The 22,332-nt window shown below is 57.4% G+C and carries 19 protein-coding genes; 13 read left to right on the top strand and 6 right to left on the bottom strand.

The genetic code is table 11. The annotated features are described in order from the left end of the window. Positions 1-117 precede the first annotated feature (117 nt). The 4 genes from pepA to ACGS9J_RS17415 all read left to right on the top strand — a co-directional run bounded on the left by pepA (position 118) and on the right by ACGS9J_RS17415 (position 5,883). Positions 118-1,629, top strand: a complete 1,512-nt coding sequence (gene pepA / locus ACGS9J_RS17430; RefSeq protein ID WP_044554022.1) for a leucyl aminopeptidase — start codon at positions 118-120, stop codon at positions 1,627-1,629. Between the two features lie 84 nt (positions 1,630-1,713). Then, positions 1,714-2,163 carry a DNA polymerase III subunit chi gene (locus ACGS9J_RS17425; RefSeq protein ID WP_012005017.1) on the top strand — a complete coding sequence of 150 codons (450 nt, stop codon included), beginning with the start codon at positions 1,714-1,716 and terminating at the stop codon, positions 2,161-2,163. Between the two features lie 13 nt (positions 2,164-2,176). After that, positions 2,177-5,053 carry a valine--tRNA ligase gene (locus ACGS9J_RS17420; protein ID WP_442232088.1) on the top strand — a complete coding sequence of 959 codons (2,877 nt, stop codon included), beginning with the start codon at positions 2,177-2,179 and terminating at the stop codon, positions 5,051-5,053. A 326-nt stretch (positions 5,054-5,379) separates the two neighbouring features. Then, on the top strand, positions 5,380-5,883 hold the full coding sequence (locus ACGS9J_RS17415; protein ID WP_442232087.1) for a GNAT family N-acetyltransferase: 504 nt from the start codon (positions 5,380-5,382) through the stop codon (positions 5,881-5,883). Between the two features lie 47 nt (positions 5,884-5,930). Here ACGS9J_RS17415 and ACGS9J_RS17410 read toward each other — a convergent pair whose 3' ends face one another. Continuing rightward, positions 5,931-6,920, bottom strand: coding sequence for an acyltransferase family protein (locus ACGS9J_RS17410; RefSeq protein WP_442232086.1), 990 nt, complete (start codon positions 6,918-6,920; stop codon positions 5,931-5,933). A 351-nt stretch (positions 6,921-7,271) separates the two neighbouring features. On the opposite strand from ACGS9J_RS17410, the gene ACGS9J_RS17405 reads away from it, so the two are divergent. Beyond that, positions 7,272-8,879: a GMC family oxidoreductase gene (locus ACGS9J_RS17405; RefSeq protein WP_442232085.1), complete on the top strand. Its 1,608-nt coding sequence runs from the start codon at positions 7,272-7,274 to the stop codon at positions 8,877-8,879. A gap of 23 nt (positions 8,880-8,902) precedes the next feature. Here ACGS9J_RS17405 and miaE read toward each other — a convergent pair whose 3' ends face one another. Both miaE and rraB read right to left on the bottom strand, forming a co-directional pair. Next, positions 8,903-9,667 carry a tRNA isopentenyl-2-thiomethyl-A-37 hydroxylase MiaE gene (gene miaE, locus ACGS9J_RS17400; RefSeq protein ID WP_442232084.1) on the bottom strand — a complete coding sequence of 255 codons (765 nt, stop codon included), beginning with the start codon at positions 9,665-9,667 and terminating at the stop codon, positions 8,903-8,905. A gap of 43 nt (positions 9,668-9,710) precedes the next feature. Beyond that, positions 9,711-10,136 (bottom strand): ribonuclease E inhibitor RraB, encoded by a 426-nt coding sequence (rraB, locus tag ACGS9J_RS17395; protein WP_217331498.1) that lies wholly within the window; start codon positions 10,134-10,136, stop codon positions 9,711-9,713. Between the two features lie 163 nt (positions 10,137-10,299). Between rraB and argF the strand changes: the two genes are divergently transcribed. Together argF and ACGS9J_RS17385 are read left to right on the top strand one after the other, a co-directional pair. Continuing rightward, a complete protein-coding gene (gene argF, locus ACGS9J_RS17390; protein WP_442232083.1) occupies positions 10,300-11,319 on the top strand; it encodes an ornithine carbamoyltransferase in 1,020 nt (339 codons plus the stop codon). 201 nt (positions 11,320-11,520) lie between these two features. Continuing rightward, positions 11,521-13,089 (top strand): ABC transporter substrate-binding protein, encoded by a 1,569-nt coding sequence (locus ACGS9J_RS17385; RefSeq protein WP_442232082.1) that lies wholly within the window; start codon positions 11,521-11,523, stop codon positions 13,087-13,089. A gap of 253 nt (positions 13,090-13,342) precedes the next feature. Here ACGS9J_RS17385 and ACGS9J_RS17380 read toward each other — a convergent pair whose 3' ends face one another. Genes ACGS9J_RS17380 through ACGS9J_RS17370 form a run of 3 tightly spaced genes read right to left on the bottom strand, consistent with a single transcriptional unit; the run spans position 13,343 to position 16,100 of the window. Further along, a complete protein-coding gene (locus tag ACGS9J_RS17380) occupies positions 13,343-13,741 on the bottom strand; it encodes a RidA family protein (protein WP_020825011.1) in 399 nt (132 codons plus the stop codon). Further along, entirely contained in the window at positions 13,738-15,198 is a 1,461-nt protein-coding gene (locus tag ACGS9J_RS17375) for an N-acyl-D-amino-acid deacylase family protein (protein ID WP_442232081.1), read from the bottom strand. Before ACGS9J_RS17375 ends, ACGS9J_RS17380 begins: the two co-directional genes overlap by 4 nt. A 38-nt stretch (positions 15,199-15,236) precedes the next feature. Continuing rightward, the gene (locus ACGS9J_RS17370) at positions 15,237-16,100 is read right to left on the bottom strand and encodes a MurR/RpiR family transcriptional regulator (protein ID WP_442232080.1); all 864 of its coding nucleotides are present in this window, start codon (positions 16,098-16,100) and stop codon (positions 15,237-15,239) included. A gap of 193 nt (positions 16,101-16,293) precedes the next feature. On the opposite strand from ACGS9J_RS17370, the gene ACGS9J_RS17365 reads away from it, so the two are divergent. The 6 genes from ACGS9J_RS17365 (at position 16,294) to pyrI (ending at position 22,273) form a co-directional block, all read left to right on the top strand. Next, complete coding sequence (locus ACGS9J_RS17365) at positions 16,294-17,535, top strand: amino acid deaminase (protein WP_442232079.1); 1,242 nt, start codon at positions 16,294-16,296, stop codon at positions 17,533-17,535. Positions 17,536-17,554: 19 nt separating this feature from the next. After that, positions 17,555-18,343 carry an ABC transporter ATP-binding protein gene (locus ACGS9J_RS17360; protein ID WP_442232078.1) on the top strand — a complete coding sequence of 263 codons (789 nt, stop codon included), beginning with the start codon at positions 17,555-17,557 and terminating at the stop codon, positions 18,341-18,343. Between the two features lie 210 nt (positions 18,344-18,553). After that, positions 18,554-19,543: an ABC transporter substrate-binding protein gene (locus ACGS9J_RS17355; protein ID WP_442232077.1), complete on the top strand. Its 990-nt coding sequence runs from the start codon at positions 18,554-18,556 to the stop codon at positions 19,541-19,543. Continuing rightward, positions 19,543-20,547, top strand: a complete 1,005-nt coding sequence (locus tag ACGS9J_RS17350; RefSeq protein WP_442232076.1) for a FecCD family ABC transporter permease — start codon at positions 19,543-19,545, stop codon at positions 20,545-20,547. The genes ACGS9J_RS17355 and ACGS9J_RS17350 overlap by 1 nt, the downstream gene beginning before the upstream one ends. Positions 20,548-20,861: 314 nt before the next feature. Beyond that, on the top strand, positions 20,862-21,797 hold the full coding sequence (gene pyrB, locus ACGS9J_RS17345; protein WP_442232075.1) for an aspartate carbamoyltransferase: 936 nt from the start codon (positions 20,862-20,864) through the stop codon (positions 21,795-21,797). A gap of 11 nt (positions 21,798-21,808) precedes the next feature. Further along, complete coding sequence (gene pyrI / locus ACGS9J_RS17340; protein ID WP_020825003.1) at positions 21,809-22,273, top strand: aspartate carbamoyltransferase regulatory subunit; 465 nt, start codon at positions 21,809-21,811, stop codon at positions 22,271-22,273. Positions 22,274-22,332 lie beyond the last annotated feature (59 nt).

Raw genomic sequence — 22,332 nt, 5'->3', positions numbered from 1 at the left:
GAGCAATTTACGCCGTTCAGGTTAACATAGTTAGTTAACTCAATGGCGGGAGATCGTTACGGAGTACGTTATTCTAGCCGTAGCGCCTGCCTTTGTCTTTAAGATTCAGGAGAGTGCATGGAGTTCAGTGTAAAAAGCGGTAGCCCGGAAAAACAGCGCAGTGCCTGTATTGTAGTCGGCGTTTTCGAACCGCGCCGCTTGTCCCCTATCGCAGAACAACTCGACAAAATCAGTGATGGTTATATCAGCGCTTTGCTGCGCCGTGGCGAACTGGAAGGTAAAGTCGGGCAGACGTTACTGCTGCACCATGTACCTAACATTCTCTCCGAACGCATCCTGTTGATTGGTTGTGGCAAAGAGCGCGAGCTCGATGAACGCCAGTACAAACAGGTGATTCAAAAAACCATCAATACCCTTAACGACACCGGCTCCATGGAAGCGGTCTGCTTCCTGACCGAGCTGCACGTGAAAGGCCGCAACACTTACTGGAAGGTGCGCCAGGCGGTGGAAACCGCAAAAGAAACGCTCTACACCTTCGATCAGCTGAAAAGCAATAAAGTGGAGCCGCGCCGTCCGCTGCGTAAAATGGTGTTCAACGTGCCGACCCGCCGTGAGCTCACCAGCGGTGAACGCGCTATCCAGCACGGTCTGGCCGTCTCTTCCGGTATCAAGGCAGCGAAAGATCTCGGCAATATGCCGCCGAACATCTGTAACGCCGGCTACCTGGCCTCTCAGGCTCGTCAACTGGCGGATGCCTTCAGCACCAACATCACCACCCGCGTCATCGGCGAACAGCAGATGAAAGAGCTGGGGATGAACGCCTATCTGGCGGTTGGCGCAGGGTCGCAGAACGAATCGCTGATGTCGGTGATGGAATACAAAGGCAACCCAAACCCGGACGCCAAGCCGATTGTGCTGGTGGGTAAAGGGCTGACCTTCGACTCCGGCGGCATCTCGATCAAACCTGCCGACAGCATGGACGAGATGAAGTACGACATGTGTGGCGCCGCCACCGTGTACGGCGTGATGCGCGTGGTGGCGGAACTGAACCTGCCGCTGAACGTGATCGGCGTACTGGCCGGCTGTGAAAACATGCCGGGCGGCAGCGCTTATCGTCCGGGCGACGTGCTGACCACCATGTCCGGCCAGACCGTCGAGGTGTTGAACACCGACGCCGAAGGCCGCCTGGTGCTGTGCGACACCCTGACCTACGTTGAGCGTTTCGATCCGGAGCTGGTGATTGACGTTGCCACCCTGACCGGCGCCTGCGTGATCGCGCTGGGCCACCACATCACCGGCCTGATGTCGAACCACAACCCGCTGGCACACGAACTGATCGGCGCGTCCGAACAGGCCGGTGACCGCGCGTGGCGCTTGCCGATGTCCGACGAGTACTACGAGCAGCTGGACTCCAATTTTGCCGATATGGCGAACATTGGCGGCCGTCCGGGCGGGGCTATCACCGCAGCCTGCTTCCTGTCGCGCTTTACCCGCAAGTACAGCTGGGCGCACCTGGATATCGCCGGCACCGCCTGGCGTTCCGGCAAGGCCAAAGGCGCAACCGGTCGTCCGGTCGCCTTGCTATCTCAGTTCCTGCTCAACCGTGCGGGGCTGAACGGCGACGATTAAATCTGAGCGGTAATTCAGGTATAATCCCGAGGGGCACAGCATGCTGTGCCCCTACATTTTTTATTGGCAGCGGTGAATCAGATCATGAAACAGGCAACGTTCTATTTAATTGAACACGCGGAACCGGCAGGCGCGCTCAGCGCCCATGAGGCCGTGGCCTGCGCCGTTGCTGCCGAACGCTGGCGTTCCGGCAAGCGGGTGTTGATCGCCTGCGAAAGCCAGGAACAGGCCCAGCGGTTGGACGAAGCGCTGTGGCAGCGCGATCCGCACCAGTTCGTGCCGCACAACCTGGCCGGCGAAGGGCCGCACTACGGTGCCCCGGTCGAGCTGTGCTGGCCCGGCAAACGTGGCAATTCACCGCGTGACCTGCTGATTGCCCTGCTGCCGCAGTTTGCAGATTTTGCTACTGCTTTCCATGAAGTGGTAGACTTCGTCCCTTACGAAGACACCTTAAAACAGTTGGCGCGCGACCGATATAAAGCCTATCGCAGCGTCGGCTTCCATTTGACCACGGCAACGCCGCCAACTCACTGAACAACGATATAAAATGGAAAAGACAAACAGTCATCTCGATACCGCCTACGACCCGAAAGAGATCGAACAGAAGCTGTACGATCACTGGGAAAACCAGGGTTACTTCAAGCCAAATGGTGATACTAGCCAGGAAAGCTTCTGCATCATGATCCCGCCGCCGAACGTCACCGGCAGCCTGCACATGGGCCACGCCTTCCAGCAGACCATCATGGACACCATGATCCGTTACCAGCGCATGCAGGGTAAAAACACCCTGTGGCAGGCCGGTACCGACCATGCCGGTATCGCCACCCAGATGGTGGTTGAGCGCAAGATCGCCGCAGAAGAAAACAAAACCCGCCATGACTATGGCCGCGACGCGTTCATCGACAAAATCTGGCAGTGGAAAGCGGAATCCGGCGGCACCATCACCCGCCAGATGCGCCGTCTGGGCAACTCCGTGGACTGGGAGCGCGAACGCTTCACCATGGACGAAGGCCTGTCCAACGCGGTCCGCGAAGTGTTTGTCCGCCTGCACAAAGAAGATCTGATCTACCGCGGCAAACGCCTGGTGAACTGGGATCCGAAACTGCGCACCGCCATCTCCGATCTGGAAGTGGAAAACCGCGAGTCCAAAGGCTCCATGTGGCACCTGCGCTACCCGCTGGCTGACGGCGCCAAAACCGCCGAAGGCAAAGATTACCTGGTGGTCGCTACCACCCGTCCGGAAACCGTGCTCGGTGATACCGGTGTGGCGGTAAACCCGGAAGATCCGCGCTACAAGGATTTGATCGGCAAAGAAATCATTCTGCCGCTGGTAGGCCGTCGCATCCGCATCGTCGGTGACGAGCACGCCGATATGGAAAAAGGCACCGGCTGCGTGAAAATCACCCCGGCGCACGACTTTAACGACTACGAAGTCGGTAAACGTCACGGCCTGCCGATGATCAACATCCTGACTTTCGACGGCGATATCCGTCAGGAAGCGGAAGTGTTCAACACCCTCGGCGAAATCTGTACCGATTACTGCAACGAAATCCCGGCCCAGTTCCGTGGCCTGGAGCGTTTCGCGGCGCGTAAAGCGGTGGTTGCCGCCTTTGAAGAGCTGGGTTTACTGGAAGAGATCAAACCGCACGACCTGACGGTGCCTTACGGCGACCGCGGCGGCGTGGTGATCGAACCTATGCTGACCGACCAATGGTACGTGCGTACCGCCCCGCTGGCGAAAGTGGCGGTGGAAGCGGTTGAGCAAGGCGAAATTCAGTTCGTGCCGAAGCAGTACGAAAACATGTACTTCAGCTGGATGCGCGACATTCAGGACTGGTGTATCTCCCGTCAGCTGTGGTGGGGTCACCGTATCCCGGCCTGGTACGACGTGAACGGCAAAGTCTACGTGGGCCGCAGCGAAGAAGAAGTGCGCAGCGAGAGCAACCTGGGTGCCGACGTGGTGCTGACTCAGGACGAAGACGTGCTGGACACCTGGTTCTCTTCCGGCCTGTGGACCTTCTCAACCCTGGGCTGGCCAGAGCAGACCGACGCGCTGAAAACCTTCCACCCGACCAGCGTGATGGTCAGCGGCTTCGACATCATCTTCTTCTGGATTGCGCGCATGATCATGCTGACCATGCACTTTATGAAGGACGAAAACGGCAAGCCGCAGGTGCCGTTCAAAACGGTCTACATGACCGGTCTGATCCGCGACGACGAAGGGCAGAAGATGTCCAAGTCGAAAGGCAACGTGATCGACCCGCTGGACATGGTTGACGGCATCTCGCTGGAAGACCTGCTGGAAAAACGCACCGGCAACATGATGCAGCCGCAGCTGGCGGAGAAAATCCGCAAGCGCACCGAGAAACAATTCCCGAACGGCATCGAGCCGCACGGTACCGACGCCCTGCGCTTCACCCTGGCGGCGCTGGCCTCTACCGGCCGTGACATTAACTGGGACATGAAACGCCTGGAAGGCTACCGCAACTTCTGTAACAAGCTGTGGAACGCCAGCCGCTTCGTGCTGATGAACGCGGAAGGCCAAGACTGCGGCTTCAACGGCGGCGAGAAAGTGCTGTCGCTGGCGGACCGCTGGATCCTGGCCGAATTCAACCGTACGGTGAAGGCATACCGCGAAGCGCTGGACACTTACCGCTTCGATCTGGCCGCCAACATCCTGTATGAATTCACCTGGAACCAGTTCTGTGACTGGTACCTGGAGCTGACCAAGCCGGTGGTGAGCAACGGCAGCGAAGCGGAACAGCGCGGCACCCGCCACACGCTGATCACCGTGCTGGAAGCCCTGCTGCGCCTGGCGCACCCGGTGATCCCGTTCATTACCGAAACCATCTGGCAGCGCGTGAAAACCCTGACCGGCGAAACCGCAGACACCATCATGCTGCAGCCGTTCCCAGAGTACGACGCCGCGTTGGAAGACGCGCAGGCGCTCAACGATCTGGAGTGGATCAAGCAGGCGATCACCGCGGTGCGTAACATCCGCGCCGAGATGAACATCGCCCCGAGCAAACAGTTGGAAGTGCTGCTGCGCAACTGCAGTGCCGACGCCCAGCGTCGCGTGCAGGAGAACCAGAGCTTTATCGAGCGTCTGGCGCGTCTGGAGTCTATCGCCCTGCTGCCTGCGGGTGACAAAGGCCCGGTCTCGGTCACCAAACTGGTGGACGGCGCCGAGCTGCTGATCCCTATGGCCGGCTTTATCGATAAAGACGCCGAAATCGCGCGTCTGTCGAAAGAAATGGGCAAGCTGGATGCAGAAATCGCCTCAATCGAAGGCAAGCTGGCAAACGAAGGCTTTGTGGCGCGCGCGCCGGAAGCCGTGGTCGCCAAAGAGCGCGAACGTCTGGCAGCCTGCAAAGAAGGCAAAGTGAAGCTGCAGGAACAGCAGGCGACCATCGCCGCGCTGTAATCTGTCGGTTCGCTGCAACTGTTAAAAACAGCGGGGACTTCCCCGCTGTTTTTTTATTGCCGTTGCATCCGGCCCGCTTTAGATGTTATTACAAGTTTTACCCTATAGCTTTCAAGTTGCAGCTAGGCGGCCAGCTCGCTCATCCCCAGGCGCTTACTTTAGTAAGTAACTGGGGTGAGCGAGTGCAGGTAACAACGCTGCAACTTGAAAGATAACGGGTATTAATGCTGCATGGACGCCGCCGGGTTATAAACCCGGCGCGTTTTTGTCTGCAACAAAAATGAAATTTCGGAACCACAAAGGTTCTTCTTATGGCGAGTGTAAACATGACAACAGCAACCCCAGTGCGTCTTCTGGTGCGCCCAATAACGGCTGACGACAACGCCGCTATGGCTAATGTCATTCGCGAAGTCTCCGCCGAGCACGGTTTGACGGCGGACAAAGGCTATACCGTTTCCGACCCCAATCTGGACGTCTTGTATCAGCTCTACAGCCTGCCACGCAGCGCTTATTGGGTGATAGAAGTCGATGGCCAGATTGCCGGCGGCGGCGGCGTGGCTCCGCTGCAGGGCGGTGAAGACGATATTTGCGAATTACAGAAAATGTATTTCCTGCCGATCTTGCGCGGCCAGGGCCTGGCAAAACGCCTGGCGCTGCAGGCACTGGAGTTCGCCCGTCAACAGGGCTTCCGCTGTTGTTATTTGGAAACCACCGCCAGCCTGACGCAGGCCATCGGCCTGTATGAGCATCTGGGTTTCGAACACATCGACCACGCCATGGGCACCACCGGCCACGTTGATTGCGAAGTCACCATGCTGAAAACGCTTTAATCTTGCTGCTGCGCCCGCGCTCATCACGGGCGCAGCATGCAGCGTCTCTACGCCGTTACCCTGCCCTTGATAACCCCTTCAATCCGGCTCAGCACCAGGCTGGTCAGGTAGGACACCACAATCAGCAGCAGCAGGATCAGCGGCGTATAGCGCGGCGCAAAAATCAGCTTTTGAGCGAAGTAATAGCAGTAGAAGCTGTGGGTCAGCCACATGTACATCGAATGCTTGCCCAGCTCCCCCACAGCCCGATTCACCGTGCTGCCCAGGCCGTCTGCGGTTTTCATCATCGCGATAATAAACAGCGGCGTCGCCAGCAACAGCCCCGGATTATGGGCGACGATAAACACCGCCACCGTCACCATCAGCAAGATCAGCGGATGGGTACGGCTCAGGGTAACAATCAGCTTCGCCAGCCAGAAGTCCGCCGGCATTTGCTTGCTGCGGCCAAACACCATGCCAAAGCCGAAAGGCAACAGCCAGGTGCAGTACTCGATCAAGATTTCGGGTGTCCAGGCGAAATACTGCAACCCTCGGCCGCACAGCGCCGCCAGAAACAGCACTCCCAGCAGAGGATAGATATTCAGCCGCGACAACAGCGGCAGAGAAAGCACGTACAGCACATAGAGTTTGAAGAACCACCACTCGCTGTTATACGTGGATTTAATGCCAATCAGGTTTTCGAGAAACAGCGGCAGGGAAAAGCTATACCTTTCTCCCGGAAAGAAGAGAATGCCGATCGGCACAAAGATAAATAACACTATCCAATAGCTAATATATAAGTTCTTCAGCTTGCCCCAGATATATTTAACCGACACTTCTTTTTTCAGCGAAAATCCGTAACCGGATAAAAACAGGAACATCGACACGCAAATCTTGCCGAACAGGCCAAGATACATTTCGAGATCAACGCTATTAACAATATGATAAACCGGGATATCCGGACTTATTCTGAGGGGGTAAGCGAACAGGTGATGGATCAGCATCAAAATGATGGCAATCCCTTTTAAATAATTAGATTTATTAATCGAAATGTCCATATTTCTTAATATCTTATCCAACCATAGAGTGGCTCATCATATAGCAGCATTTTTGCTCTGACATCCTGTTTCCCACTCGGATAAGTCTCATATTGATTATTCCGTTTAGAAACAATGCGCCGGATATTGATCACTGCGTATTTCTCTCCCTCGGGTACATACATTGCTAATAATAACAAATATATTAATATGGTTATATTATTTATTACATATAAAAATCAATAAGATGAATTAAATTTAAAACATTTTTTGTGATATTCATTAACAAATTAACGATTTCAAATTGACCTGCCTTCCGCTTGCGATACTCTGCCATGACAGGCTCATGCCGCAATCGCACAGGGAACAGTTATGTCGGAAAATGCTTTTGATTACATCATTGTCGGCGCAGGTTCCGCCGGCTGCGTACTGGCGGCGCAGTTGATCCGCCGCACTCAGGCGCGGGTATTGCTGCTGGAGGCCGGTGGCGACGACAATAATTTGTTCATCAAGATGCCGGCCGGCGTGGCGAAGATCATCGCCAAAAAAAGCTGGCCGTACGAAACCGAGCCAGAGCCGCACGCCAACAACCGCCGCATGCAGATCGCCCAGGGCAAGGTGTTGGGCGGCAGCAGCTCGGTCAACGGCATGATCTATATACGTGGCCAGCGGCAGGATTACGACGAGTGGGCCGAACGCTATGGCTGCGTCGGCTGGGGCTATCAGGACGTGCTGCCCTATTTCAAACGTGCCGAGGCCAACGAGAGCCTGTCCGACGCCTATCACGGCGGCGAGGGCCTGCTGCCGGTCAGTGAGAACCGCTACCGGCACCCGCTCAGCATGGCGTTTATCCGCGCCGGTCAGGAGCTGGATTTACCCTACCGCAACGACTTCAACGGCGACAGCCAGCACGGCGTCGGCTTCTACCAGACCACGACCCATAACGGCGAACGTGCCAGCACTGCACGCACCTACCTGAAAGCGGTGCGCAACGACCAACGCCTGGTGGTGAAACTGAATGCGCTGGTGCACCGAGTGGTATTGGACAACAACGTCGCCACCGGCGTGGTGTATAGCCAAAACGGCGGTGCCGAAGTCACCGCGCATGCGGCAAAGGAAGTGATCCTCAGCGCCGGCGCGGTAGGATCGCCGAAGATCCTGATGCTGTCAGGCATTGGGCCGCGCGAACATCTGCAACAGTTGGGCATCGAACCGCTCGCCGACCTGCCGGTGGGCAAGAACTTCCACGATCATCTGCATATGTCGATCAACGTCAGCACCCGGGAACCCATCAGTCTGTATGGGGCCGATCGCGGGCTGCAGGCGCTACGCCACGGCACCGAATGGCTGGCGTTTCGCAGCGGCGTGTTGAGCTCTAACGTGCTGGAAGGTGCGGCCTTCACCGACAGCCAGGGCAACGGCAGGCCCGACGTGCAGATCCACTTTCTGCCAATGCTCGACAGCTGGGATAACGTACCCGGCGAACCGCTGCCCAACATCCACGGTTTCACGCTCAAGGTCGGTTATCTGCAACCCAGGGCGCGCGGTGAAGTCTTGCTGCGCAGCCGCGATCCGCGCGATCCGGTGAAGCTGCACGCCAACTACCTCGGTCACCCGGAAGATCTGGCCGGCAGCGTGCGCGCCGTGAAATTCGGCCTGCGCTTCCTGCAAACCGCCGCCCTCAAACCCATTATCAAAGATCTGCTGATGCCGCAGCCGGCGTGGCTGAACGATGAGGCCCAGTTGGAAGAGTTCGTGCGCAACTTCTGCAAGACGGTGTATCACCCGGTGGGCAGTTGCCGCATGGGGCAATCCCCGCAGGACTCGGTGACCGATCTGCAACTGCGGGTGCATGGCTTTGAGCGGCTGCGGGTGATCGACTGCTCGGTGATGCCGCAGGTCACCAGCGGTAACACCAATGCGCCGACCATTATGCTGGCGGAAAAAGCGGTGGATTTACTGCTGGGCGCACCGGCGTAACTTATTTCGCGGGCGCCCGGCTGTCAGGCGATGGCGGGCACGCCGCTGTGGAAGCGCAACTCGCTGTCCGGCGTTTGGATAAGCTCTGCTTCAATGCGGCCGAAGTGGGCGATCCGCTCACTGATGTCGCCACCAGCAATCTGTTGGGCAAGCTGCAGGTAATCCTGATAGTGGCGCGCCTCAGAACGCAGCAGCGAAACGTAGAAACGGTTTAACTCGTCGTCCAGATGCGGTGCCAGTCGGGCAAAGCGTTCGCAGGAGCGGGCTTCGATATAGGCGCCGCAGATCAGCTTATCAATCAACGTGGCCGGATCGTGGGTGCGGATCTCACGGATCATGCCTTTGGCATAGCGGCTGGCGGTGATCTTTTTATACGGGATCTGCCGCGCCATCATGATCTCCAACACCTGCGAGAAATGATGCAGCTCTTCTTTGATCAGCAGCACCATCCTGTCCGCCAGATCCTGGCCGTAGGCCGAGCCGTTTTTCGGCAAGATCTTGCGGGTGAAATTGTTTTGCTGGAACAAGGCTTCCGGCACGCCCTGCGCTTCATGCAGAAACGCTTCGTAAGGCCTGAGCAAGGCCAACAGGGCATCGCCGCTCTCCTTGTCTGCCACGTAACGGCGGATCAGCCACATGCCGGTCTGCGCCGCTTTCAGCTCACACACCATATGGTCGGTCAGCAACAGCGGCAGGTTTTCCGGGCGGCGCGCGACATCAATCCAGGCGTCTGGGGTTTCGCAGTGCAGGAAGTTTAAAATCGGGGCTAACAGAGATTGGTATTTCATGTGTTCTTATCAGGGGCCAACGAATGTTGGCCCACAGAGTTGATTAATGGCGTTTACCGTCGTCGTCTTCGTCGATGAAGTCACCTTCTTCGTCGTCGTCACCTTCTTCGCCGTTCGGATCTTCAAAGTAGGTGCCCCAACCGTCGTAGTTGACGCCGCAACGTGCTGCCAGCGCCACCAGTTGCTCTACCTGAGTGTCGATCAGCTCGGCGTTCAGGCCGATTTCGCTGATCACGTCACAGCACATCACCAGGGTACCGTCTTCCACTTCCAGCTCTTCGGCGTCGGTCACTTCGTAGCCCAACTTGAAGGCTTCAACGGCGGCCTGCTCCAGCACTTCAAACTTCTCAGCAGAAAGGTGGTGTTCGATGGTGTAGAGCGCTTCCGGATCGCTGCCGTCTTCCAGCAGTTCTTCGATGATCAGGCGGGTCTCTTCACGTTGTTCTTCTAGCTGTTCGCGGTTTGCCATGCCTATATCCTCAAGTCAAATGGCCTGTATTGCTTCTATTTTCACACACCGTCGGCATTGCTTCCACGATAAACGTGAAAGATTTCTCCTGCGGGGTTGAAATTGAATATTCATACATATAAAGTGAATTTTAATTCAATAACAACAATCAGGATACACGGCAATGAGTAGCATAAACCCGTTCTACAAACGTCACTTCCTAAGGTTAATGGATTTCACCCCGGCGGAGCTTCTGGCGCTGCTGCAGCTTGCCGCCGAGTTGAAGCAGGCCAAGCGTAAAGGCCAGGAAACACGCCACCTGCAGGGCAAAAACATTGCGCTCATCTTCGAAAAAGACTCGACCCGTACCCGATGCTCTTTCGAAGTTGCCGCTTTCGATCAGGGCGCTCAGGTCACCTATCTGGGCCCAAGCGGCAGCCAGATCGGCCATAAAGAGTCGATGAAGGACACCGCCCGGGTGCTGGGCCGGATGTATGACGGTATTCAATACCGCGGTTATGGTCAGGCACTGGTGGAAACCCTGGCCAACCACGCCGGCGTGCCGGTGTGGAACGGGCTGACCAACGAGTTCCACCCGACCCAGTTGCTGGCGGACCTGCTCACGGTGCAAGAACAACTGCCGGGCAAGCCGCTGAGCGAGGTGAAACTCGCCTACCTTGGCGACACCCGCAACAACATGGGCAACACCCTGCTGGAAGCTGCCGCGTTGGCGGGCATGGACCTGCGGCTGGTGGCGCCGAAAGCTTGCTGGCCGCAGCCTGAGCTGGTGGCAGAGTGCCAGGCATTGGCAAAACAGACCGGCGCCAAGATCACCCTGACCGAAGACATTGCCGAAGGGGTGAAGGACGCGGACTTCCTGTATACCGACGTATGGGTCTCGATGGGCGAGCCGAAAGAAACCTGGCAGGAGCGTATCGCGCTGCTGAGGTCTTATCAGGTCAATATGGCGATGGTAAAACTGACCGGCAACCCGAACGTCAAATTCCTGCACTGCCTGCCGGCGTTTCACGACGATCAGACCACGCTCGGTAAGCAAATGGCCGAACAATACGGGCTGCACGGCGGTATGGAAGTGACCGATGAAGTGTTCGAATCCGCGCACAGCGTGGTGTTCGATCAGGCCGAGAACCGTCTGCACACCATCAAGGCGGTGATGGTCGCCACCCTGAGCGAAACGCTTTAATCTGCATTGCCGGGCGCAGTGATCCAGCACGCTGCGCCCCCTCCTGCCTGATCCCGTCTAATATATTTTAAGCATATCAAATAGCCGATTGGCCTTTGTCAGCGGTCGGCAAAGGTTCTACCGTGGCATTCTGGCGGCGAAACCGCCGTGAAAACAAACGATAACAATAATTTCTTGTGGTGCATTCAAGGGAAAACATCGATGAAAGCCAAAGTCCTGCCGCTGTTAATGCTTGCCGCGCTGTCCACCTCCACGCTGGCCGCCACCCCGCCCAATACGCTGGTGGTGGTGCAATCGCTGGACGATATCGTCAGCCTCGATCCGGCGGAAGCCAACGAACTGTCGAGTATCCAGACCGTTCCCAGCCTGTATCAGCGGCTGGTGCAGGCGGATCGCGACGATCCGGCGAAAGTGGAGCCGGTGTTGGCGGAAAGCTGGCAGGGCGATGCGGCGGCCAAAACCCTGACCATCAAACTGCGCCCGCAGGCGACGTTCGCCTCCGGCAACCCATTGACCGCCGATGACGTCATTTTTTCCTACAGCCGCGCGGTGAAGATGAACAAGTCGCCGGCGTTTATCCTTAACGTACTCGGCTGGCAGCCGGACAACATCGACGCACAGCTGAAGAAAATCGACGACCACAGCCTGCAACTGAGCTGGACGGCGAACGTCAGCCCGGCGGTAGCGCTGAACATTCTCTCCACGCCGATCGCCTCGATCGTCGACAGCAAGGCGGTGCAGCCTAACGCCAAAGACGGCGACTACGGCAACGCCTGGTTGAAAATGCACTCCGCCGGCAGCGGGCCGTTTAAAATGCGCGTCTACCAACCGCATCAGGCGATTGTGCTGGACGCCAACCCGAGCTCGCCGGGCAGCAAGCCGCTGCTGAAAAGCATCATCATTAAAAGCGTGCCGGACTCCGCCACTCGTCGCCTGTTGATCCAGCAGGGTGACGCCGATGTGGCGCGCGAGTTGGGCCCGGACCAAACCGTGGCGCTGAAAAATCAGCCCGGCGTGAAGGTGCTGGAAATCCCCTCTGCCGAGCAGAATTACCTGGTGTTCAACACTGGCAATAGCGCTAATCCGCTGTTGAAAAACCCGGCCTTCTGGGAAGCGGCGCGTTATCTGATCGACTATCAGGGCATCACCAAAGATTTGCTGAAGGGCCAGTATTTTGTGCACCAGAGCTTCCTGCCGGTCGGGCTGCCGGGTGCGCTGAAAGACAACCCGTTCAGTTTCGATCCGGCCAAAGCCAAGGCCATTCTGGCCAAGGCAGGTATCACCCATGCCTCGCTGACGCTGGACGTCGAGAACAAACCGCCGTTTATCACCATAGCTCAGGCGCTGCAGGCCAGCTTTGCCGAAGGCGGCGTGAAGGTGGAACTGTTGCCAGCTGCCGGTAGCCAGGTCTATTCGCGGGTACGCGCCCGACAGCATCAGGCGGCGATCCGCCTGTGGATCCCGGACTACTTCGACGCCCACTCCAACGCCAGTGCCTTCGCCTATAACGACGGCAAGACCAGCACGGTCGCGGGCCTCAACGGCTGGCAGATCCCGCAGTTGAGCCAGCAGACGCTGGCGGCAGTGGCCGAAGCCGATCCCGCCAAACGCACCGCGCTGTACACCGCCATGCAGCAGGAACTGCAGCGCAGTTCGCCGTATGTGTTTATCGATCAGGCAAAAACCGAAGTGGTGCTGCGCGATAACGTCAAAGGCTATCAGCAGGGTCTGAACGCCGACATGGTCTACTACGATCGCGTCAGCAAATAACCTACACCGCCGTGGTGAAATGATGATTAAGGGTGGCTTCACCATAATGCTTGTCAGTTAAGGCGATATTGTCCCCTCTCCTTTGGGAGAGGGTTAGGGTGAGGGGATACATACCAACGCAAAAGCCCCCTCACCCCGGCCCTCTCCCTCTGGAGAGGGGGACGCCCACTTAAACAACGTCGTACATTCTTATTCAGAACTTTGCTTAACTGACCGGCATTATGGTGAAGCCACCCTTTAATCGGCAAGCGCTCTAGCGGGGAATACGTGCGGCGTTATAGCAGGTAATATCCACTTCGACTTTGCAATCCACCACCAGATCGGCGACTGCGCAAATCCGTGCCGGAGGGTGAGCAGCGAAGAACTCGCGAAAGACTTTATTGAATGACTGGAAATAACGCGCATCGGTCAAAATGACCTTAACGTGCACCACATCTTCCAGGCCATATCCCGCTTCCGCCATAATATCCAGGCAGTTTTGGATCGCCAGGCGGGACTGATCGATAATCCCCCCTTCCACCACTTCCCCGTCTTTCATCGGCGTTTGGCCGGAAATATACAGCCAGCCACCGGCTTCTACCGCGCGGGAAAAGGGCAGATGCTGCCCGCCGGTCCCGGTGCCGCCGTCAATGCCGTATCTTTTGATCGTCATGCCTTGCTCCTGTCGATTGTGTTGCCCTGGCGGCACAAAAACCGCCCGGCGCGCAGGCCGGTCACGGCCTGATGTTGATAACTCAGTACGCCGTTCACCCACACCGCGTCGATCCCTGCGGCGGGTTGCTGCGGTTGGCTGAACGTCGCGCTGTCTTTTACTGTCAGCGCATCAAACAATACCAGATCGGCGTAGTAGCCTGTTTTGATCAGCCCACGCTGCGGCAGTTGATAACGCGCCGCGGACATGCCACTCATTTTGTGCACCGCCACGGTGAGCGGAAACAGGCCTTCATCGCGGCTGTAGTGGCCCAACACCCGGGGGAAAGCGCCCCACAGGCGCGGATGCGGCATCGGATCGTTCGGCAAGCCGTCCGACCCCACCATGGTCACCGGATAGCTCAATACCCGGCGCACATCCTGCTCGTCCATGTTGTAGTAAATCGCCCCCGCCGGCATCAGTTGCTTGCCGGCTTCATGCAGACTCATTGACCAGGTTCCGGCAATGTCCCGCAAGGATTGCCCCGCCATCTCCGGATGCGGTTCGGACCAGGTGATGACGATGTCGAACTCATCGGTGATCTGTTTTAAATCCAGCGTGGACGAACTGGCGGAATAAGGGTAACAGTCACAGGACACGTCCTGCGTCTGGCGCACCTTATCGAACAATTTCAGCGTTTCCTGCGTGCGGCCCCAGTTTTTGGCCCCGGCGCATTTATGGTGCGAAATCACCACCGGCACCCGTCCATGGCGACCAATGCGAAATGCCTCATCCATCGCCTCGAGTATAGGTTCAAACTCCGAGCGCAGGTGGGTGGTGTAAATTCCCTGCTCGCCCGCCAATTCCTCCGCCAGCGCCATCACCTCTTCGGTCGGTGCCGAGAACGCCGTGGCATACGCCAGACCGGTGCTCAGCCCCAAAGCGCCCTGTTGCAGCGCGGTTCGCAACTGCTCGCGCATGGCGGCAGTCTCTTCAGCATTGGCCGGGCGAAACAGGTCGTCCATCTGGTTATTGCGCAGCGTGGTGTGCCCGATCAGCGTCGCCACATTCACCGCCGGCGTCACGGCCTCGACTTGCTGACGGTAGTCAGCCACCGTCGGGTAAACGAAGTGCGCTTTTTCCCCCAACAGGTTCATCGGGTCGGGCACGTCGGTTTTGATCACCGCCCCGGCGGCGCTGATGCCGCAGTTGCCGACAATCACCGTGGTCACGCCCTGCGATATCTTCGGCAGCATCTCGGGCATGCGGATCACGTTGGTGTCGTCGTGGGTATGCACGTCAATAAATCCCGGCGACAGCACCCGGCCTCGCCCGTCGATCACTACCTCGGCGTCGGCCTCTATGGCAGGCGCAATCGCCGCGATCCTATCGTCTTTTACCGCCACATCCGCGCTGTATTGCGGCCCGCCGCTGCCGTCGATCACCGTGACATTTTTAATCAGATACTGATACCGCATGAATCATCATCCTTCCGTTAGTGTCTTGGGGCAGCGACTCAGTCCCCCAGCGGCTGCCGATCGGCCCCGCCGCGGTGGCTGTCCAGCGCCAGTTTGATGCGGCGCAGGCGGTCACGGGACTGGCGCTTATTCGCCATGGCCAGCGCCGTCGCCAACACATCGACCATCGCCAACATGGCGTAGCGCGAAGTGCTGGGTTTGTAGATGTAATCATTTTCCCGTACCACCAGCGCCAGCAGCACATCGGCCTGCGCCGCCAGCGGCGTTCCGGCGGGGGTGATGGCCACTACTTTGGCCCCGTACTGGCGGGCAATCGCCGCACTTTCCACCACTTCCTGCGTGTAGCCGCCCAACGACAGCGCCACCACCACATCCTGCTTGGCTACCGCCGCTGCCATCATACGCACCAGCAAGCCGTCGCTTTGCGTGGTGACCGGCAGCCCGAGCCGAAACAGGCGATGCTGCACCTCGGCGGCACAAATGGTCGAACCGCCCCCCATGCCAATGGCCAGAATTTGCCGCGCGTCGCCAAGCCACTCCACCGCTTTGGCCAGCGCCGGTTCGTCGATCGTCCGGCGGTTAATCGTCAGGACATTGATGATGGTTTCGTAAATCCCCTGGAGCCCTTCCAGATCCGGTTCTTCATGAATAAACCGCTGCCCCACCGCCAGCGACTGCGCCAGCTTAACCTTAAGGTCACGTACGTCCCGACAACCCAGCGTTTTGGCGAAGCGCGTGATCGAGGCCTGGCTGACGTTGGCCTGCCTGGCCAGTTCGGCAATCGGCATGGCGGTCACCGCGTCTGCATCGTCCAGAATGAATTGCGCGATGCGTTTTTCGGTGCTGCTCAGCTCAATAAAACGCTCTGTAATACGCGAGATAATGTCGATATCCACACCCATCGCCTCACCTCATAGTGGTTAAATTTTGTCATTTACAATGCAAGAAAACAGTGGAAGACTACACAAAAAACAGTCCTGAAAATGATACTTTGTACCCACATATCGATAACAAATATTAAAAACTAAGTTAAATCAAAGCAATAAAACAAGATACCCAATTTAAAAAAAGATAGAGCACCCAAAGGATAATGTTATGAAATACCAAAAAGATTTCACCGTTACCCACAAGGCCGCCGTGATGCGCAGTGACCCGGCCGCCCCGGCGAACCTGCTGAACGAAGATGTCTGCCTGCCGGCCGCGGTGATTAAGCTCAGCAGCCTGACAAACAATATCGCCTGGATGCAAAACTATGCCGATGCACGCGGCGTCTCTCTGGCCCCGCACGGCAAAACCACCATGACCCCCTGGATCTTCCAGCGTCAGGTGGCCCAGGGAGCCTGGGCGGTGGGCGTCGGTTCCGCCTGGCAGGCAAAGGTGGCAATGGAGGCGGGCGTACCCCGGGTGCTGATGGCTAACCAACTGGTCGGCAAGGCCAACATGCGACTCGTTGCCGAACTGAAAGCGCAACATCCCTCCACCCTTTTCCTTTGCTGCATCGACAACCTGAGCAATGCGCAAACCCTCTCGGCATTTTTCAGCCAGCGCGGACAAACCCTGGATGTTCTGTTGGAATTGGGCGTACCCGGTGGCCGCTGCGGTTGCCGCAGCGTGGCACAAGCCGAACAATTGGCGCAGGATATCGCCAGGCTGCCGGGATTACGTTTGCAAGGTATCGAGCTGTATGAAGGCGTGATGCACGGCGACGACGCCCAGAGTAAAATCGAACAATTCCTGCGTGACGCCGCCGGTCTGCTGCGTGAACTGCATCGGCAGCATCTGCTCAGCGGTGAAGAAGCGATCCTCACCGGGGCGGGCTCTGCCTGGTATGACGTGGTTTGCAGCGTCTGGGGTGACGAAACGCTGCCGGAAAACTGCCGCGTGGTGATCCGCCCCGGCTGTTACATCACCCACGATCAGGGGATTTATCAGGACGCGCAAAATGCGGTACTGGCCCGCGACAGCTACGCTTGCGATCTGGCAGGGGAGCTGACTTCGGCACTGGAACTGATTGCGCTGGTGCAGTCGGTGCCGGAGCCGGGCCGGGCTATCGTCAATTTCGGCAAACGGGATGCGGCATTCGACGCCGGGTTGCCGCAGCCGATCGCCCATTACCGCAACGGGGTGCTGCAAGAAAGCGGCGTCCAGCACCTGAGCACCAAGGGGATTATGGATCAGCATGCCATGCTAAGTTGCCCGGCAGACTTCCCGCTGCAGGTCGGTGATATTCTGGTGTTTGCCACCTCGCACCCTTGCCTGACCTTCGATAAATGGAAAGCGCTGTTGTTGATTGATGATGATTACAACGTGATAGAAACCATTGAGACGTTTTTCTGATAACGGAAAAGGATATTTCATGAACAGTCTGCCCACCGACAGCCTCTTGTCGGTGCAGCATCTTTCCCTGGCAAGCCCGGGGAAAGCCCCACGGATTGATCGGGTCACCTTTAGCCTTCAGCCAGGGGAATCCGTCACCATCATCGGCCCGAACGGCTGTGGGAAATCCACGCTACTGCGGTTACTGACCTGTGAGCTCAAGCCGAGCGAAGGCGAAATTCTCTTTCAGGGAACACCGTTAGCCCGCCTGAAACCCCAGCAACGCGCCCGCTCTATCGCCTTGCTGAGTCAGCATGACGACGCGGATTTACGGCTAAGGGTTAACGAGTATGTGGCACTGGGGCGGCTGCCCTGGCTGGCCGATAACTCGCCCTCTCACCACTCGCGGATTGTTGCGAAAGCGATGGAGGATGTGGGTATCGGCCATCTGCAACAGAGCCCGTTGGGCAAGCTTTCAGGTGGCGAACGTCAGCGCGCCGGGTTCGCCAGGGTACTGGCGCAGCAGCCGGTGCTGTTACTGCTTGATGAGCCCACCAACCATCTCGATCCCTTGGCGCGACACCAGTTGCTGGCGCTGATCCATGAAAAAAAGATCGCCACGTTAAAGGTGCTGCACGATCTCGAGTTGGTCCAGCCCTTTTCCGACCAAGTAATGTTGATGAATGAAGGAAAAATCCTGTGTTATGGCCCACCTGATGCCGTGCTTGAATCGGCGCACCTGCAACAGGTGTTTGGCATGAAATCTCTGCTGGCCCGTCACCCGGAAACCGGCAAAACCTTGCGTTTCTTCGAGGCTTTGCCGACATGATCCCGCTGAAATTCCCGACAACCGCCAATTGTTTGATCTAACTACATTTGTCATATGAATTATTCAGGTATGTTGCCCCCGTTTCCAATAAACCGGGTTACTGACTTCGGTTTTGCCGTTTTGACCCACGCGGTTATCCGCATGGGGTGACACTCCTCCGCTCTCACCCCGCTTACGCCAGGCCAGAAAACCGACGGCAATGCCCTATCAATGCCCCTTCGGTGTCATCAATCTGGAGTCGATGTGAAAAAGTTAACCCTCGTCGCATTACTGGCGTTTGCAGCTGGAAGTGCTGAGGCCTCTGGTTTTCCTGTCACGGTAGACAACTGTGGCCAGCCCCTGACCTTTAATCGCCCCCCACAGCGGGCCGTTATTCAAGACATCAATATGTCGCAAATGGCGTTTGCCCTGCAGCTCCAGCCTTCTATGGTCGGGGTTACCGGGATCTCCGGCTGGTATAAAAACACCCCTGAATTCACACAACAGCGGGGGGACATCCCCGAACTGGCACCGAAATACCCGACGATCGAAAACCTGCTCGCCGTCAGTCCCGATCTGTTCTTCGCCGGCTGGAATTATGGTCTGCGGGGTGAAGTGACCCCGCAAGCGCTGGCAAAATTTAATATCAAAACGCTGGTACTGAGTGAAAGCTGCATCCATGTCGACAACCATCGGCCGCGCGCCAGTATGGATTTGCTCTACGGCGACATGATCCGGCTCGGCAAAGTCTTTGGTAAACAGGAACTGGCGCAAAAGCGGGTCACGGACTGGAAACGGCAGGTCGCCGATATCCATCGCAAAGTGGCGACGCAAACCCCCGTAAAGGTGTTTCTTTATGATTCCGGTGAAGATAAGCCCTATACCAGCGGGGCCTACGCCATGCCGACGGCGATTATCGAAGCCGCCGGGGCGAAAAACGTGATGGATACCCTGAACACCAGTTGGGTGCACACCAACTGGGAAAACGTCGCGGCGACGGAACCGGAATTTATCATTCTGGTGGATTATCAGACAGCAGCGCCCGACGACACTGACGCACGACAGCGGTTCCTTGAACAACACCCTCTGATGAAGCACACACCGGCAGTGATCCATCACCGCTATTTGAAATTAAAATACCAGGCACTGACGCCGGGGCCGGCCAATATTGAGGCCATCCATAAACTGGCTCAGGCCCTGTATCCCGCCGCCTTCATCTGATGTCGGAAAAAATACGTTTTCGGCTGGCATGGGCCTTCGCCCCGCTGTTATTGGCAGGGCTAATCGTTGCCAATGTCGCGCAAGGCAGTGTGCCGCTCTCTTTTTCTCAGGTGATGATCGCGCTGGGTATCACCCCGGGTGATGTACCGCCAATGATTAAAAGCATTGTGCTGGAACTGCGTTTGCCGCGAACCTTGCTGGGGCTGCTGGCCGGGGCCGGGCTGGCGCTGGTCGGCGCGCTGTTACAAACCACCACCCGCAACGATCTGGCCGATCCGTTTCTCTTTGGCCTCTCCTCCGGTGCCTCTGCCGGGGTGGTACTGGTGATCACTCGCCTCGGCGAGAGTCTCGGGGCCTGGACGTTACCGGTTTCCTCTTTTGTCGGCGGGATGCTCTCTGCGGCGGTGGTGATGATTATTTTTATGACTCAATCGCAGAAAGGCACCGAAAAGCTGATTATCTGTGGCCTGGCGGTGTCTTTTCTATTTGGCGCCTTCACCAATTATCTGGTTTTCTCCGGTGACCAACGCACGGCCAGCAGCGTACTGTTCTGGACACTGGGCGGGCTGGGGCTGGCCCGTTGGGATAATTTGATTTTTGCCTTAATAGCGCTGCTGTTACTGGTGCTGTTGATTAGCTTACGCTGGCGATCGCTGGATGGCCTATTGGCGGGCGAACAGACTGCCGGCACGCTGGGCATCGACACCCGCCGTTTACGTACGGAAGTCTTTCTTTGCTGTTCACTGGCAACCGCGCTACTGGTGGCATTAACCGGGGTGATTGGGTTTGTCGGTTTGATGGTTCCCCATCTGGCACGCCCTTTTACCGGCGTGCGTCACCGGCGTCTGCTGCCCTTGGTGGGCATATTAGGGGCAATATTGCTCTCTGCCGGCGATCTGCTCAGCCGTGTCATCACCGCGCCCCAGGAGCTGCCCATCGGGATTATTACCGCCGGTCTGGGCGGTATTTTCGTTCTGGTTATTTTGCTGCGGCGGACCCACTGAGGATGAATTTCCTCGTCATGCGGTTAAAGGCCACCAGCCAATCGATTGCGAAATGGCAAAAATCGGCGTTTTAGCGCTTGCAGTGGTCAAAAGCGCGAGTATAATGCGCGACAATTTGCCAGGAGAAAGCATGAAAAACGACGTGTGTTTTGTTAGCCACAACCGACAAAACCGACTGCCTATCGGCAGCCAACTGCCGTTGTTTCTCCTGTTGCTAAACCGATCGTTTCAAGCCCCTCGTTGAGGGGCTTTTTTTTGCCTGAAAAATCTGTTCAAAGCCCCGCGCCACGGGCACGAGTCGAGGAGAGTGAAAAATGGCCAACCCGCTGTATCACAAACATATCATCTCTATTAACGATCTCAGCCGCGAGGATCTGGAGCTGGTGCTGCGCACCGCCGCCAGCCTGAAAGCCAATCCACAGCCCGAGCTGCTAAAGCACAAGGTGATCGCCAGCTGTTTCTTTGAAGCGTCGACCCGTACCCGTCTGTCGTTTGAAACCTCGATGCACCGCCTGGGCGCTTCGGTGGTGGGCTTTGCCGACGGCAGCAACACTTCGCTCGGCAAAAAAGGTGAAACGCTGGCCGACACCATCTCGGTGATTGGCACCTACGTCGACGCCATCGTCATGCGCCACCCACAGGAAGGTGCGGCGCGGCTGGCGGCCGAGTTCTCCGGCGGTATCCCGGTGCTCAACGCCGGTGACGGTGCCAACCAGCACCCGACCCAGACGCTGCTCGACCTGTTCACCATTCAGGAAACCCAGGGCCGTCTGAACAACATCAATATCGCCATGGTCGGCGACCTGAAATACGGCCGTACCGTGCACTCGCTGGCGCAGGCGCTGGCCAAGTTTGAAGGCAACCGCTTCTTCTTCATCGCCCCGGATGCGCTGGCGATGCCGGCCTACATCCTGCAAATGCTGGAAGAGAAAGGCATCCAATACAGCCTGCACAGCAGCATTGAAGAAGTGGTGCCGGAGCTGGACATTCTCTACATGACCCGGGTACAGAAAGAGCGTCTGGATCCTTCCGAATATGCCAACGTGAAGGCGCAGTTCGTCCTGCGCGCGGCGGATTTGGCCGGTGCACGCGTCAACCTCAAGGTACTGCACCCGTTGCCACGCATTGACGAGATCACCACCGACGTGGACAAAACGCCGTACGCCTACTATTTCCAGCAGGCAGGTAACGGCATTTTCGCCCGTCAGGCGCTGCTGGCGCTGGTTTTAAACGCAGATTTGGCTCTTTAAGGGGAACCGTCATGACTCACGATAACAAACTGCAGGTTGAAGCGATCAAGTGCGGCACGGTGATTGACCATATCCCGGCGCAGATCGGTTTTAAGTTGCTGACGCTGTTCAAGCTGACCGCCACCGACCAGCGCATCACCATCGGCCTGAACCTGCCTTCCAACGAGCTGGGCCGTAAAGACCTGATCAAAATCGAAAACACCTTCCTGACCGAACAGCAGGCTAACCAACTGGCGATGTACGCACCGAAAGCCACGGTTAACCGCATCGACAATTACGAAGTGGTGCGCAAACTGACCCTCAGCCTGCCGGATCATATCGACGGCGTGCTGACCTGCCCGAACAGCAACTGCATCAGCCGCAGCGAACCGGTGTCTTCCAGCTTTAGCGTGAAATCCCGCGACGGCGACGTGCACCTGAAATGCCGCTACTGCGAGAAAGAATTCGAGCACCAGGTGGTCTTGCAGGCGGACTGAGTCTGGCCTTTCGCCGGGAGATGAGGCTGTTATTCTCCCGGTGACTGCCTATAATGGGA

The sequence above is a fragment of the Serratia quinivorans genome (genome assembly GCF_052113645.1).
Lineage (GTDB): Bacteria > Pseudomonadota > Gammaproteobacteria > Enterobacterales > Enterobacteriaceae > Serratia > Serratia quinivorans_B.
This window is presented reverse-complemented; position numbering and strand designations above follow the sequence as displayed.

What these genes read in the sequence shown, in the direction of transcription:
- ACGS9J_RS17415 (WP_442232087.1), top strand. Translation starts at nt 5,380, where the DNA reads ATGACAACAGCAACCCCAGTGCGTCTTCTGGTGCGCCCAATAACGGCT.
- ACGS9J_RS17370 (WP_442232080.1), bottom strand. Translation starts at nt 16,100, where the DNA reads ATGGGTGTGGATATCGACATTATCTCGCGTATTACAGAGCGTTTTATT.
- ACGS9J_RS17375 (WP_442232081.1), bottom strand. Translation starts at nt 15,198, where the DNA reads ATGCGGTATCAGTATCTGATTAAAAATGTCACGGTGATCGACGGCAGC.
- ACGS9J_RS17385 (WP_442232082.1), top strand. Translation starts at nt 11,521, where the DNA reads ATGAAAGCCAAAGTCCTGCCGCTGTTAATGCTTGCCGCGCTGTCCACC.
- ACGS9J_RS17380 (WP_020825011.1), bottom strand. Translation starts at nt 13,741, where the DNA reads ATGACGATCAAAAGATACGGCATTGACGGCGGCACCGGGACCGGCGGG.
- ACGS9J_RS17365 (WP_442232079.1), top strand. Translation starts at nt 16,294, where the DNA reads ATGAAATACCAAAAAGATTTCACCGTTACCCACAAGGCCGCCGTGATG.
- pepA (WP_044554022.1), top strand. Translation starts at nt 118, where the DNA reads ATGGAGTTCAGTGTAAAAAGCGGTAGCCCGGAAAAACAGCGCAGTGCC.
- ACGS9J_RS17360 (WP_442232078.1), top strand. Translation starts at nt 17,555, where the DNA reads ATGAACAGTCTGCCCACCGACAGCCTCTTGTCGGTGCAGCATCTTTCC.
- ACGS9J_RS17410 (WP_442232086.1), bottom strand. Translation starts at nt 6,920, where the DNA reads ATGGACATTTCGATTAATAAATCTAATTATTTAAAAGGGATTGCCATC.
- miaE (WP_442232084.1), bottom strand. Translation starts at nt 9,667, where the DNA reads ATGAAATACCAATCTCTGTTAGCCCCGATTTTAAACTTCCTGCACTGC.
- pyrB (WP_442232075.1), top strand. Translation starts at nt 20,862, where the DNA reads ATGGCCAACCCGCTGTATCACAAACATATCATCTCTATTAACGATCTC.
- ACGS9J_RS17405 (WP_442232085.1), top strand. Translation starts at nt 7,272, where the DNA reads ATGTCGGAAAATGCTTTTGATTACATCATTGTCGGCGCAGGTTCCGCC.
- ACGS9J_RS17425 (WP_012005017.1), top strand. Translation starts at nt 1,714, where the DNA reads ATGAAACAGGCAACGTTCTATTTAATTGAACACGCGGAACCGGCAGGC.
- pyrI (WP_020825003.1), top strand. Translation starts at nt 21,809, where the DNA reads ATGACTCACGATAACAAACTGCAGGTTGAAGCGATCAAGTGCGGCACG.
- rraB (WP_217331498.1), bottom strand. Translation starts at nt 10,136, where the DNA reads ATGGCAAACCGCGAACAGCTAGAAGAACAACGTGAAGAGACCCGCCTG.
- ACGS9J_RS17355 (WP_442232077.1), top strand. Translation starts at nt 18,554, where the DNA reads ATGCCCCTTCGGTGTCATCAATCTGGAGTCGATGTGAAAAAGTTAACC.
- argF (WP_442232083.1), top strand. Translation starts at nt 10,300, where the DNA reads ATGAGTAGCATAAACCCGTTCTACAAACGTCACTTCCTAAGGTTAATG.
- ACGS9J_RS17350 (WP_442232076.1), top strand. Translation starts at nt 19,543, where the DNA reads ATGTCGGAAAAAATACGTTTTCGGCTGGCATGGGCCTTCGCCCCGCTG.
- ACGS9J_RS17420 (WP_442232088.1), top strand. Translation starts at nt 2,177, where the DNA reads ATGGAAAAGACAAACAGTCATCTCGATACCGCCTACGACCCGAAAGAG.